Annotated in this window: 14 protein-coding genes; 4 read left to right on the top strand and 10 right to left on the bottom strand. The window is 41.0% G+C overall.

Features of this window, described 5'->3' with window-relative positions; all coding sequences use genetic code 11:
- Nucleotides 1-42: 42 nt before the first annotated feature.
- Nucleotides 43-600: a short-chain dehydrogenase gene (locus tag NO991_RS03805; RefSeq protein ID WP_166338191.1), complete on the bottom strand. Its 558-nt coding sequence runs from the start codon at nt 598-600 to the stop codon at nt 43-45.
- 112 nt (nt 601-712) lie between these two features.
- Between NO991_RS03805 and arfB the strand changes: the two genes are divergently transcribed.
- Both arfB and NO991_RS03795 read left to right on the top strand, forming a co-directional pair.
- Complete coding sequence (gene arfB / locus NO991_RS03800) at nt 713-1,126, top strand: alternative ribosome rescue aminoacyl-tRNA hydrolase ArfB (protein ID WP_138617194.1); 414 nt, start codon at nt 713-715, stop codon at nt 1,124-1,126.
- Nucleotides 1,127-1,261: 135 nt separating this feature from the next.
- Nucleotides 1,262-1,582: a hypothetical protein gene (locus NO991_RS03795; protein WP_138617196.1), complete on the top strand. Its 321-nt coding sequence runs from the start codon at nt 1,262-1,264 to the stop codon at nt 1,580-1,582.
- A 15-nt stretch (nt 1,583-1,597) separates the two neighbouring features.
- On the opposite strand, the gene NO991_RS03790 is transcribed toward NO991_RS03795, so the two are convergent.
- From NO991_RS03790 to NO991_RS03765, 6 genes are all read right to left on the bottom strand, one after another.
- Nucleotides 1,598-2,632, bottom strand: a complete 1,035-nt coding sequence (locus tag NO991_RS03790) for a DUF2955 domain-containing protein (RefSeq protein ID WP_138599757.1) — start codon at nt 2,630-2,632, stop codon at nt 1,598-1,600.
- A 13-nt stretch (nt 2,633-2,645) separates the two neighbouring features.
- The gene (locus NO991_RS03785; RefSeq protein WP_054553356.1) at nt 2,646-3,707 is read right to left on the bottom strand and encodes an HlyD family secretion protein; all 1,062 of its coding nucleotides are present in this window, start codon (nt 3,705-3,707) and stop codon (nt 2,646-2,648) included.
- Between the two features lie 4 nt (nt 3,708-3,711).
- Entirely contained in the window at nt 3,712-4,188 is a 477-nt protein-coding gene (locus NO991_RS03780) for a MarR family winged helix-turn-helix transcriptional regulator (protein WP_054553355.1), read from the bottom strand.
- Between the two features lie 135 nt (nt 4,189-4,323).
- Nucleotides 4,324-4,800: a TlpA disulfide reductase family protein gene (locus tag NO991_RS03775; protein WP_082389267.1), complete on the bottom strand. Its 477-nt coding sequence runs from the start codon at nt 4,798-4,800 to the stop codon at nt 4,324-4,326.
- On the bottom strand, nt 4,797-5,687 hold the full coding sequence (locus tag NO991_RS03770) for a spermidine synthase (RefSeq protein ID WP_194441146.1): 891 nt from the start codon (nt 5,685-5,687) through the stop codon (nt 4,797-4,799). The genes NO991_RS03775 and NO991_RS03770 overlap by 4 nt, the downstream gene beginning before the upstream one ends.
- The gene (locus NO991_RS03765; protein ID WP_054553353.1) at nt 5,672-6,298 is read right to left on the bottom strand and encodes a fused MFS/spermidine synthase; all 627 of its coding nucleotides are present in this window, start codon (nt 6,296-6,298) and stop codon (nt 5,672-5,674) included. The genes NO991_RS03770 and NO991_RS03765 overlap by 16 nt, the downstream gene beginning before the upstream one ends.
- A 191-nt stretch (nt 6,299-6,489) precedes the next feature.
- On the opposite strand from NO991_RS03765, the gene NO991_RS03760 reads away from it, so the two are divergent.
- Nucleotides 6,490-6,948, top strand: coding sequence for a GyrI-like domain-containing protein (locus NO991_RS03760; protein WP_371351692.1), 459 nt, complete (start codon nt 6,490-6,492; stop codon nt 6,946-6,948).
- A gap of 69 nt (nt 6,949-7,017) precedes the next feature.
- Here the strand turns inward: NO991_RS03760 and NO991_RS03755 are convergent, their stop codons facing one another.
- The gene (locus tag NO991_RS03755; RefSeq protein WP_138617209.1) at nt 7,018-7,680 is read right to left on the bottom strand and encodes an FMN-dependent NADH-azoreductase; all 663 of its coding nucleotides are present in this window, start codon (nt 7,678-7,680) and stop codon (nt 7,018-7,020) included.
- 120 nt (nt 7,681-7,800) lie between these two features.
- Between NO991_RS03755 and NO991_RS03750 the strand changes: the two genes are divergently transcribed.
- Nucleotides 7,801-8,649: a LysR family transcriptional regulator gene (locus NO991_RS03750; protein ID WP_300361817.1), complete on the top strand. Its 849-nt coding sequence runs from the start codon at nt 7,801-7,803 to the stop codon at nt 8,647-8,649.
- Nucleotides 8,650-8,764: 115 nt separating this feature from the next.
- Here the strand turns inward: NO991_RS03750 and NO991_RS03745 are convergent, their stop codons facing one another.
- Nucleotides 8,765-9,646, bottom strand: coding sequence for an alpha/beta hydrolase (locus tag NO991_RS03745; protein WP_300361819.1), 882 nt, complete (start codon nt 9,644-9,646; stop codon nt 8,765-8,767).
- Between the two features lie 286 nt (nt 9,647-9,932).
- On the bottom strand, nt 9,933-12,263 hold the full coding sequence (locus tag NO991_RS03740) for a S9 family peptidase (protein ID WP_371351691.1): 2,331 nt from the start codon (nt 12,261-12,263) through the stop codon (nt 9,933-9,935).
- Nucleotides 12,264-12,329: the final 66 nt, after the last annotated feature.

The following is a 12,329-nucleotide window of genomic DNA, read 5'->3' as shown; positions in this document are numbered from 1 at the left end:
TAAAAAAAGCGGCTACCTAGCCGCTTTCTTTTCGTTTTGCAGTTACTGCAACATTGCGAACAATTCTTTTAACTGCGGCATATACTGCTTAACTAAGTTAACGTTACTTTCGCTAACATCTGCTGTTGCAGTACTTGCTTTAATACCTTCTAAAGCACCAGCCATTGAGCGAGTACCCGCATCAGATGATGATGCTGTAAGGCTTTGTAAACCACTCATTGCTTGGTTTACACGTTGCTTATTCTCTTCAGACATACCCGCTTTAAGGTTTTCTAAATACGCCATTGATACCTCTGAACCAACAGTAACTAACTGCTCAGGTGTGAAACCATATTGTTTGGTAAGGGCTGCAAACTCAGTGTAAAGCTCGTGTTCTTTAATGTGGCCTAATGCATTCATTACAGACGAACTGTCAACACCATCAGAACTACCTAACATACTACCTAGATTCAAACTATCCAGCTCAGGTTGGTTTTGTGACCAATTAACAACTGCAGGAAGGGCTTTAATGTAACGCTGTAGCTGATTTTCAGAAATATCTTCTGCGAAGCTAGAAAAACTCATCGCAAGTAGACTCATAGAAATAAGTAGTGCTTTCATCGTGATCTCCTTTCTTTCAAAATGGTTAGCAACCGGCGCAAATAGTCGAGCTATTATGTTTAGCCAATTACAAATGTTACAATACCTTTTTTACCATAGCTAACTGAACCTGATGTTAATTATTTCTAATACCGTCACAATTGATGAATGGGAACTCGACTTTAGTGCGATCCGCTCGCAAGGCGCGGGCGGGCAGAATGTCAACAAAGTGGCCACAGCTATTCACCTTCGCTTTGATATTAAACGCTCAAAGTTACCTGACTTTTACAAACAACGTTTACTTAATTTGAATGATTCTCGAATTACCAAAGAGGGCGTTATTGTTATTAAGTCGCAAAGTCATCGCACGCAAGAGATGAACAAAGAGGATGCGCTTAATCGTTTGAAAGAATTAATTCTTAATGCCACTCAAGTACAAAAGGCGCGAAGAGCGACAAAACCAAGCAAAAGCTCTCAGAGAAAACGCATGGACTCTAAAACGAAAAGAGGACAAACAAAAGTATTAAGAAAAAATGTAAAATTCTAACTTTCACATCAGAAGATCGTGTCAAAAATAAGCAGAACTGTAAAGAAGTGTAACTTGTTAACAAAGTTAATTGATGGTTAATCCTGCCGCGTCTATAATAGTCATACAATCTCACCATTAATGAAGGAGCCGCGTATGGGCCAGAAATCACGCATTGTTGCTGCAGCAATGATAACGCTGTCAGCTTTGCCTATGTCGAGTTTTGCTGTAGATTCATGGCAAGCCGGTAACGCGTATCCGCAAGGTAGTGAAACCTGTTACAACGAAATTCTTTATAAAGCCAGATGGTGGGCAACTCCAGGTGAAGAACCAGGTAGTTCACAATGGGGCGCTTGGGTTGCAGATGTCGCCTCAAAAACCTGCGTACAGAGTGTCGTAAAAAAACAAGATGATTTATTAAAGTCTTTACCGACCATTTTCGAATCAAATAACAATAAAAAAGGGAGTTCTGATTAACTCCCTTTTTAATCTTTACTCAAACGTGTGATGCCTTGTCATTTCAAAGCGATTTAAGATGTGATGCATTATATACACCGCACACAAGCTCAATAGTATTGCCACAGATACCGACGAAAAACGATACAGCGCGCTGTAAACCAGATCTTGCCCCGGCCCTAATGACTGGCCAAACAAAATACCAAATGTGGTAATAATACCAAAACCAACACCCGGAATACCGCCACCAATTATGTGATAACGACTAAAGATAAAGGTCAAAATCCACAGAATTAACGCAGGAAATATTAAAATATCGGTATGGTTATACAAAAATAACTGTGCCACTAACGCTAAGTTACAACCAATTAAGGTGCCTATCGCACGTTGCCACGCGGCCATACCCGCTGCTTTCCAGCACAACGAAAACAATATCAGTACCGAGGCCGCTTGAGCTGAAATTGAATCTTGTAAATCGAAGACCTGAAATACAACGAATGACAAGGTAGCTACAGTTGAGCACAGTAATACTTCGTGGCGCACACTTTCTTTTGCTTTTTCTGGCATTACCCGACCTTGGCGTGGTGCTACATCAGGAAATAAACCATGCATTAGCATCGAGAACACCACTGTGACCACAACGGCAACAGCGTTACTAATGATCAACGGATAAATACTCACTCCACTGCCAGTGTAGGTCGAAAAGTGCAATTGAATCGACAAGCTTACCACTGTTGTGGCACCAAATAAAAAGTTAGCACCACGGCTCATTTGATAAAACAAAAAAGCAAATGCGATAAAGCACATCATTGTCATAACAACAGGCAGGTGTGAAAACAAACCTTGTACAACCAATACGAACAGCGCACTGAACACCGCGCCTGCATAAAACTGACGAATAATATGCATGTTAAGCACAGGCACTAAACCGAGCAATAGCATAGGGTAAACAGTAAAAAAGATGCCATTAGGCCAGTTCATCAATTTTGCCAGTGTAAACCCTAGTGCTGAGCCCGTAGCAATGCGTAGCGCTTGGCGTAAGCCGTTACCATCGAGTTGCAATACTGACATAACTCACCCAGCCTTAGTAAATGAAGTGCAGAACACTAATGAAGCGAATTTGCATACTTGCAAACCAGCTACCGATGCTAGAGTCAGGCAGAAGTTGTACAGTTGCACGCGCACCACTTGGAAATTTAGCCAGCATCTGGTGCTCATCTAGTTGAATATGGATACGTTGACGCTGTGCATCTCGGACCCAACGGTTGCTGCTTTCAGTCGCACTGAGTAAACCGTTCGCGTTAAGCTGACCATCACTCACACCGGCTTCAAAACTAATAATTTTGCCTGTAAACACTTTGCCCGGTAGCGCATCAAAGCTGACTTTTGCAGTACTACCAATTTGCACGTGAACTAACGACTTTTCACGAAAATCAGCAACCAAATCAGCCTTATTAGCAACAATCGCCATTAGCGGTTGGCCTTTATTAGCATACGTACCCGGTGTTACTTGTAAGTTTGCAGTTTTACCGTCGGTATCAGCTGTCACTGTGGTATAAGACAGGTTTAGCTTCGCTTGTTCAAGCTGGTTTTGAGCATGACGAAGCGCTAAATTGTCATCCCCCATTTTACCGCGCGCTAATTTAGCCTCGCTAAGCTGGGCTTCAATTGCAGCCACATTGGCTTTGCTTGATTGATAGTTCGCATTGATTGTTTCGTACTCTTGCTCTGAAATAGAGCGCTTTTTCAATAACGACTCTCCACGTTCGAACAGTAATGTTTGTTCATGCAGCTTAGCTTGAGCAGCTGCAAGCTGTGCTTCTATTGCCTTCACACTGCTATCTAAACGTTGGTTTTGTAGTTTTGCATCATCATATGCAAGTTCAGCTTGTTGCACGGCAAGCTCAAAAGGCTCGTCATTAATCTTAAACAAGGCTTGCTGTTTTTCGACGGCTTGATTATTGGTGACAAGTACGTCAGTCACGCGACCACTTACCTGCGGGGTCACTTGCACCACTGGGTGATACACACGGGCCTGCGGTGTAACAGGCATATACAAATCGGCAATCACAAAATATAAAAATAAAACAATAAAACCCGCTAAAGAGATTTTTACGTAACGGGCAAACTTTTGATCTGGTGTCATAACGTTACTTATCTCCTGAATAATGGCGGATACACTGGCGAGCATTCTGTTCCATCTGAATTAAACCATGCGCCATGGTATCGAGTTGCTCAGTGGTTAAGTCGGCATAAAGATGCTGTTTCACATCAGCAATAATCACCTGCAATGTGTCTAACAATTGTAGACCTTGCTCAGTGAAGTACAGACGTTTACTGCGTTTATCTTCAGCGTCAGCTTTGCGAGCAATAATCTCTTGTTGCTCAAGCTGCTTAATCGTGCGAGTCAGTGAAGGCATTTCAATGCCTAAGCTATTTGCCAACTCTTGTTGTGTACAACCTTGGTTTAGATGAAACAGGTGCATCATCGCGGTCCAGCGAGATTGGGTAAGACCTAAAGGCTCAACCGCCAAAGTGACAGCATCGCGACATAAACGATGCACACGGCCCATACTGCCGCATAATGTTAAATCAAGAGTTTCGTGAAAAGGGGGAGTGGAAGACATGATGCGCTCCATTTACTTAGCATGCTAAGTATTTTAATATAGTTAGCATGCTAAGTAAATATTAGTGCAATTAATAAAATAGATAGCTTTGTTCGATAAAAGCGAACAACTGCAAAAGTTATCTACTAGATAACACTATTTAGCGATTAACTCTTTGATATGACTTTCATAAAGGTCTAATTTATCAGCAACAAAACCTGTGTGTTGGAACCGTACTATGCCTTCTTTATCGATTAAAAAGCTGCTCGGCATCCCTTTGAGTTGATATTGCTTGCCAATAACAGCGTCTGGGTCGTAAATAATATTAAAGTTCACTGCAAACTCAGTTAAAAAAGCATCGGCATCACTACGCTCAACATCAATGTTTACAGCAATCACTTTAAGCCCTTGCTGTTGATACTTGCTCTGCATGGCTATAAACCAAGGAAACGACCGCCGACACGGGCTGCACCAAGACGCCCAGAAATCGAGTAACACGACTTGCCCTTTGTATTGATTCAGTAGTTTAGACAATTGCTGCTGGCTGGCAGCTAAAGGAGGGCTCGAAAGACGCTCTGCCTTAGCAGCAGAGCTCGTAATGAAAAGAAATGCAATTAAGGCGTATTTGATCATTGGTAATTTAATAAATTCGCTGGTGAATATTGATCAGTGAGCACCTTGGTATCCGCTGGCCAATCTTGATTACCCTTAGTATAAAACAAATGCTCGCTAAGTAACTGCAAATCAACATCGTAAGGGGTTAACTTATTTGCGAGTTTGTTGACGCGCTCAATTAAAAGCTTCTGGCTAGGCATAGTCTCGAAGCCCGCTAAAATAATGCGATTAGAATTTTCATCGGTCACAACATTCACAAAGTCACCAAACACATCGAAGTAAGTTGCCGACTCATGCTGGTACAACTTGCTTGATGAAAAGGTATTTGCAGCGACAATTCCACCATCAGCTAAAACACTTTTTACTTCTGCAAAAAATTCCTTAGTGAGTAGATGTTCAGGGATATAGTCGCCATTAAAGGCATCAAGAATAATCCAATCGTACTTTTGTTTTTTAAGTGCGGCGCGCTTAATGAAAATACGCCCATCTTGCACTTTTGACGTCACGTTATCGGTTTCTATAAAGTTAAAATAATCGCGGGCAACTTTTATCACCGCAGGATCAATTTCGACATTTTCGATATGAGCGCTAGGGTAAAGCTCATGAATGGTATTAGAGAGTGAACCTCCCCCTAAACCTATGATCAGTACATTTTGAGGATCATTAATAAATAGTAAGCTTGCGAACGTCATTTTGGTGTAATTAAACACCAGCTTTTTAGGCTTACTCTCATACATACAGCTTTGCGTACTTTTACGGGTTTTTTCGTTGAATTTTAAACACAGTAAATCGCCAGTCTTCTCCACTAAAATATTGCGATAAAGCGAGCGCTCTTTATGTATTACTTCGGCTAAGCTGCTAAAAGGCAATGTCATGAGTAAACAAAGCATTAAGATTCTAAACATACAGCACGCTCCTTTGTTTTAATTTGACTAACAACAATTGCAAGCAAACCAAGCGCGCCTAAAACCGCTGCAAAGGTTTTAATGATGTCGTTAACATCAAACGCTAGCACCATATAAAAAGAGGTAATAATCGTGCCAAGGGCGCTTCCTAGGGTGCTCACAAAATACAAACCACCGGCAACCTGGCCACTTTTTTCATGATCGGTAACCAATAATCGCACTGAGTAAGGTGAGATCATGCCGAGTATTGTTGTAGGAATAAAAAACAACGCCGTTGATGCCAATAACGAGCCGTAGCGACTGTCTTCAATATGGGTGAAAATAAAGGTCATAATTGGCTCAGCAAACAATACAATTGGCACCACCATAATGCTTGCTACAAAGAAAATGAGTCCATATTTAGTTAACGAAGGATTGCGAGTAGAGAGCTTGCCGCCAAGTAAATAGCCGATAGATAAGCTCAACATAAAGACGGTGATAATACTGCCCCATATATGCACACTACTACCAAAATATGGCGCTAAAATTCGCCCGCCTAAAAGCTCAATTCCCATAATACAAAAGCCACTACTAAAGGCTAAAAAGTAGATAAGCGCATTGATTTTATTCATTAAACACCCGCTGATTTTGTTGTTATTTTACCCATCTTAACCTGATGCAGATAAGGATGCCATGACTGTTTTTTAAGCTGTAAAGGCCGTTGACAAAATATAGTCTTTTTAAAATAAATAATTAAAAAGGTTAGGTTAAAGTACACATGCTCTGGTATTTTACCGGGAACAAACTAACAAGGATAAATGCAATGGATCAGCAAGTAACGAAAATCAATATAGACAACCCTACGATCTTATTTGGCCTCAAAGTTCGCACCTGTAATATGAATGAAATGAGTGGTGAAGGTGCCAAAATCGCTGGCTTATGGCAGCAGTTTTATACAGACATAGCGCCCAAATTAACCCCATCGAGCCAAGTTTATGGCGTGTACACTCATTATGAATCTGATGTCACAGGGGAGTTTGATGTGTTTGCGTGTACTGATCTGCAAGTCACGTCATCAGAGATAGAACAAACGACACTCGCCACAGGTAACTACCTTCGCTTTAGCTGCAAAGGGGCAATGCCACAAACCGTTATCGATATTTGGGGTCAAGTTTGGCAGTACTTTAGTAATGAACAGTGCCCGCACATTCGAGCATATAAAACTGACTATGAGTTTTATAAAAACAGTGACGAAGTTGAGGTATTCATTTCGGTTGAATAACACTAAACCCATTTTTAGTGTAAAGCCCCATTACAAAATAAGCCGCTTGTTGCGGCTTTGTTGTGTATATTAATTGGCGTATCTCAGCGCTAATTGCTCTGCTTTAGCATAGGCATTAGTCAAAGAGCGTTGGTGTCTTTGGTCGTTAAATTCTTGATACTCACAGGCTATATCATCAATGTGCTCAGCACCTAAATACTTACTCAAGGTTTTAATGTGCGGCACTAAATGGCTCATACTCTCGCGTATACCACCTGCCTCAAAGCCAAACTCACCCGTTGAGGTTATAACCAGCAAACGTTTACCAGTTAACAAGGGTTGCAAAGGGAAATCTCCCCGCTGCAAGTCAAAATCAAACGTTTTATTGATCCTAACGATTTGATCAAACCATGCTTTTAATTGTGCAGGCATGCCATAGTTATACATAGGCGTTGATATCACGATGGTATCAGCCTTAACCAACTCATTTATCAATTCATCTGATTCGGCCAGTACTTCTTTTTGCTCTAGCGTTAACTTATTGGCAGGCGTAAACACAGCACCAATCCAAGATTGATTAATAAATGAAGGTGGATTCATTCCAACGTCACGATAAATATACTCAGCTATAGCATTATTTTGCTGTAAGTGATTTACAAATTTCTTAGCAATATTTTTAGAGATTGAGTCGTGGTTAGGGTTTGCATTTTTAGCCGAACGTACACTAGCATCAATGTGTAATAGAGTGCTCATAAGTAAATACCTCATTAGTTAATGTGTTGGTATCATCAATAAATGAAGGCTATTTAACAAACGAGTTATTATTCACTATAAGTAAGTTATACTCATCTATAAATTTAGGTGGGTTCAAATATGCATATATCATTACAAGCTTTAAAAGCCTTTGAATCAGCTGCGCGATTAGGTAGCTTTAAAGCAGCCGCCGCTGAGCTTGCGATTACGCCTACAGCGGTATCGCACCACATTGCAAATCTAGAAAGCCGCTTGAATACAGATTTATTTCATCGCGAAGTGAGAAAGATTACCTTAACTCCATCAGGCGAGTACCTGAGTCAAAACACAACTAGCGGCTTTAAACTTATTTTTACGGCAATTGAACAATTGAGCCAAGCAAATAATCAAGTACGCATCACCACAACATCGTCTCTAGCAGCCCTAAGGTTAATACCCGCTTTAGATGAGCTAAATAGCGAAAAACCACATTTACAGCTCGATATATCAACCAGTGAAACTTTAGATAAGCAACTGCATACCTTGCCTGTTCGGCTAGGAAATAGTGAGGAAGTAAACAAAGAAGATATCATCAAATATGAGCGCTTTGATATGTTTGCGGCAAACACACAACAAAGCGCCCCTTGGCTTGATAAACAGGTTACTTTATACACCAGCCAATGGAAAAATAATGCCCTACCAGCCCCACCTCTAACGCAGTGGCTCAAAAAAAATAACCTAAGTGATTCATGTTTCAAGGTAAAAACATTCGATCAAGAGCTGTTTGGTATAAATCAGGTACTCGCCAATAAAGGTGTAGTGTTTTGCTCAAAAACCTTAGTACAACCTTACCTAGATGCAGGGTTACTAACATCGTTTAATAACCAAGAAGTTGAATCAAAACTGTGTTACTACATTCCCGAAAAGTCTCGCTTCGAAACATCAGCACATAACGCTGTGATTGAATGGCTTGAGCGGTTACTAACTTAAAAATGTAAACGTAAACATCATTTAAATTATAAAGTTTTTAATGAACCATAAAAAGCAGCTAGAAACAGAGTTAGTTAATTGGTTTAACGCCTATTTGTAGCTTTGTTTTTCGTCATTACTGAGCCATATCAAAATGATTAAAAGCCCCATCTAGCGCACTGCGAACGGATTGTTTTGCGTTTTGTTCATGGTCAGCACCTTTGTTGATGTGGTGCTGCCAGATAAGGTCGTTTGGTGCATGCTTTTGAAGAGCATTCACTAAACCATTGAATGCACCGGTTATGATTGGATTCTCATCACCACCTAATGTGACATAAAAATAGTGAGTGTTGTCTAATGTATTAGGTAAGTTTTTACTGAACTGTTTTACAACAACATTATCGTCATACCAAGCCGCTGGGCTAAAAGCAAAGTATGCATTAAATAACTCTGGTTTAGTAACCATGGTATATAACACAAAGCTACCTCCCGCTGAAAAACCTGTTAGCGTGCGCTGTCCGCTAATACGGTATGTTCCCTCTAAATAGGGTATTAGCTCTGTTTCAATAAACTTTAAAAACACATCAGCTTTACCAAATATTTCTCGTTGATTTTGGTTAATTGGGCGCGCTTCTATCGCCACATCCTTACGGGCGTAAGGTGGCACTAAATCACGATTTCGCGTGTCATGCCAAAACAGGTTCGGGATGGACACTAGAATAACCTCATGCTTGTCATCGGTGCTTTCAAGAAAACTTAAAGCGTCATCCCAAGTATCAAGGTTAAAATTGCCGTCAGTTTTAATTATGAGCGGATAAGCTTTGTTAGGGTTGTAGTTTTTGGGCAAGCGAATGAAAACTCTGCGCATTTCTGAAAGCGCATTGGACTTGATATCTATATCAATAAAGCGTGAGCTATAATGCTGTTGGTATTTCACCGCGATATACAAGCCTGTAGCTAGCAAAACAAATGTAATAAACCAAGCTAGATACTGAATTTTAAATTTTAGTAATGCCATTTTATATCCTAAATCAATAACTTAATGACACTACTTCAATTACAAAAATTAGTTAATAAGACAATTGTAACAGAGTATTAGTTAACTCCTTTCACCGACTTGACTGTAATACAGGATATTCATTAGATAATCCAATAGTTCGCAGCCGCCATTGCTAGCACTGATAATTTACTTCAAACATTTGATAGCTTTCATCTAATCGCTATCTTGTGTAACGGGGGTTTACAGTTTGCATAAAAAAACCGCAGCTTAACCTCTAAGCTGCGGTATTTTTTATAGAGCATATTTACTTGTTAAGTAAATGCTTTTCGAAGAAGTTAGCCATCATAGTATGATAGTGCAAGGTAGTGCCTTTACCTTCTCGTAGGCTGTGAGAACGGTTCGGGTAAGAAAAAAACTCGAACTGTTTATTGTGCTTAACTAATTCGTTAATTAAGCGCTCTGAGCCTTGGTAGTGAACGTTATCATCTCCTGTACCGTGGATCAGTAGCAACTTACCTTGCAGGTCTTTTGCAAAGCTGATCGGAGACGTATTGTCGTAACTTTCAGGATCGGTATTTGGGTTACCCGCATAGCGCTCTTGGTAGATAGTATCGTACAAGCGAATATCTGGCACTGGGGCTGAGGCAATCCCAACTTTATATTTATCACCGTGGCGGAATAACAAATTAAGCGTTGAACTACCACCACCTGAGTGACCCCATACACCAACACGGTCGGTATCAATGACATCCCAACGTTTTGCCATTGCATCAAGGGCGTCAACTTGGTCACGTACGGTAATAGAGCCTATTTTTTTGTAGATAGACTTACGCCAATCTCTGCCTTTTGGTGCGCGCGTGCCGCGGTTATCAACTGAGGCAACAATAAAGCCTTGCTGAGTTAGATACGACTTGTATAAGTAACTGTTACCTTCCCAGCGGTCTTGTACTGTTGAGCCCCACGGCTCACCGTAAACATAGAAAACGATTGGGTATTTTTTACTTTTATCCATATTCGCTGGGAACATGATGTAACCATCAAGCTCAACACCATCGCACGCATTAACCGTAAAGAACTCGTGAGTCGGTAACTGCTCAGTCGCTAATTTCTCTTTTAATGCTTTGTTCTCAACTAAGGTTTTCACATTGCTGTGATCGCTTACTTTGATGATCTCTTTCATTGGTGGGGTGCCAAATTTAGAGAAGGTATGCATCGCCCAAGAGGTGTCTTTAGACATGTAATAGCTGTTTGAGCCATCGAATGACGCAGGCGTTACGCGCACCGGTTTAGTGCTACCATCAAGCGAGGTACGGAATAAATAACGCTGGCCTGGATCATCCGGTGATGCAGTAAAGTACATAACGTTTTTATCTTCGTTGAGCGCTAACATATCTATGATGTCGTACTCGCCCGGTGTTAAATCAACAACCGTTTTGCCATCGCGAGATACACGGTACAAATGACGCCAGCCATCACGCTCACTGTGCCAAATAAAGAACTTACCGTCTTTTGACCAGTTTGCTTTATAAAACCACTCAATAAAGGCATCGTCTTTATCTTCAAGAATTTTAGTCAGCTGCTGTTTTTGCCAGTCGAATAACCAAACCTTATTGTGGCTTTGCGGGCGGTTAAGATCTTGGATCATCAAAGATTCACCTGTGCCTGCCCAGCTAATACGTGGAATATAACGATCGCGATTATCGCCACCTAGTTCAGCCCAGCGAGTTTTCTTGTCGCTAAGACTGACCACCCCCACTTTAACCGCAGAGTTCATCTCGCCGGCTTTTGGATACGGGAATTCTTTAAGGGTAGGGTAGAGATCATCGGTGTTATTGATCATGGTGAAGTATTTCACGCCACTGGTATCAAGCTGCCAATAGGCAATTGATTTGTTGTCTGGACTCCAGCGAAAACCATCACGAATAGTAAATTCTTCTTCGTATACCCAGTCAAAATTACCATTAACAATGGTGTCGTTACCGTCAGTGGTTAAAGCAGTCACAGCCTTGCTGCCCACTTTTTCCATGTAGATGTTGTTATCACGCACGTAAGCTACTTTTGAGCTATCTGGAGAGAACTTAGCAAACATTAGCTTTTTCGCTTCGATGTTTTCGCCACCTAACTGATATAGCGAATCAGTTTCGAGGTTTAAAAGCCAAAAATCACCACGGCTACGTGAGCGCCACACTTGCTCGCCATTGGTAAAAACCATCAGCCATTTACCATCTTTAGACCATTGGTAGCTTTCAACGGTGAGTGGCTCTGTATCACCTTTGGGAATTAATTTTTCGTAGCTAACAAGTACCTTACGACCCGTCCCATCGGCGTTATAAAACACAATATCATTGCCTTTTACACCGTGCTCATCGTCTTTAGCTTTGTCGTCTTGGTTGTTTTTATCGCTTTCGCGTTCTTCAAGTACCGTATAACCAGTACCATCATCGAGCCACGTAAAATAGGTGCTACGCTCAGCTTTAAAGTCTTTGTCTTTATAAATTTGTTCAAGCGAGAGCGGATTAGCCGTTGCGTTCACTGTTGCTGATGGGGTGCTCGCTTGCTCTGTCGTTGAGCATGCTTGCAAACCTAAACCCGCAACCACAGCAAACGCAAGGGTTGATGTTTTTATTAAGTTCATTTTGTTGTTCCTAGGTTTTAACTTACCTAGCGTACCAAAATAAGCTTATAAAATCTGAGCCTTTAT

This window comes from Pseudoalteromonas sp. DY56-GL22 (genome assembly GCF_041414715.1).
GTDB lineage: Bacteria > Pseudomonadota > Gammaproteobacteria > Enterobacterales > Alteromonadaceae > Pseudoalteromonas > Pseudoalteromonas simplex.
The sequence above is the reverse complement of the archived record's forward strand: the minus strand, read 5'-3'. Positions and strand labels throughout refer to the sequence as shown.

What these genes read in the sequence shown, in the direction of transcription:
- NO991_RS03760 (WP_371351692.1), top strand. Translation starts at nt 6,490, where the DNA reads ATGGATCAGCAAGTAACGAAAATCAATATAGACAACCCTACGATCTTA.
- NO991_RS03790 (WP_138599757.1), bottom strand. Translation starts at nt 2,632, where the DNA reads ATGTCAGTATTGCAACTCGATGGTAACGGCTTACGCCAAGCGCTACGC.
- NO991_RS03795 (WP_138617196.1), top strand. Translation starts at nt 1,262, where the DNA reads ATGGGCCAGAAATCACGCATTGTTGCTGCAGCAATGATAACGCTGTCA.
- NO991_RS03765 (WP_054553353.1), bottom strand. Translation starts at nt 6,298, where the DNA reads ATGAATAAAATCAATGCGCTTATCTACTTTTTAGCCTTTAGTAGTGGC.
- arfB (WP_138617194.1), top strand. Translation starts at nt 713, where the DNA reads ATGTTAATTATTTCTAATACCGTCACAATTGATGAATGGGAACTCGAC.
- NO991_RS03750 (WP_300361817.1), top strand. Translation starts at nt 7,801, where the DNA reads ATGCATATATCATTACAAGCTTTAAAAGCCTTTGAATCAGCTGCGCGA.
- NO991_RS03805 (WP_166338191.1), bottom strand. Translation starts at nt 600, where the DNA reads ATGAAAGCACTACTTATTTCTATGAGTCTACTTGCGATGAGTTTTTCT.
- NO991_RS03775 (WP_082389267.1), bottom strand. Translation starts at nt 4,800, where the DNA reads ATGATCAAATACGCCTTAATTGCATTTCTTTTCATTACGAGCTCTGCT.
- NO991_RS03785 (WP_054553356.1), bottom strand. Translation starts at nt 3,707, where the DNA reads ATGACACCAGATCAAAAGTTTGCCCGTTACGTAAAAATCTCTTTAGCG.
- NO991_RS03740 (WP_371351691.1), bottom strand. Translation starts at nt 12,263, where the DNA reads ATGAACTTAATAAAAACATCAACCCTTGCGTTTGCTGTGGTTGCGGGT.
- NO991_RS03780 (WP_054553355.1), bottom strand. Translation starts at nt 4,188, where the DNA reads ATGTCTTCCACTCCCCCTTTTCACGAAACTCTTGATTTAACATTATGC.
- NO991_RS03745 (WP_300361819.1), bottom strand. Translation starts at nt 9,646, where the DNA reads ATGGCATTACTAAAATTTAAAATTCAGTATCTAGCTTGGTTTATTACA.
- NO991_RS03755 (WP_138617209.1), bottom strand. Translation starts at nt 7,680, where the DNA reads ATGAGCACTCTATTACACATTGATGCTAGTGTACGTTCGGCTAAAAAT.
- NO991_RS03770 (WP_194441146.1), bottom strand. Translation starts at nt 5,687, where the DNA reads ATGTTTAGAATCTTAATGCTTTGTTTACTCATGACATTGCCTTTTAGC.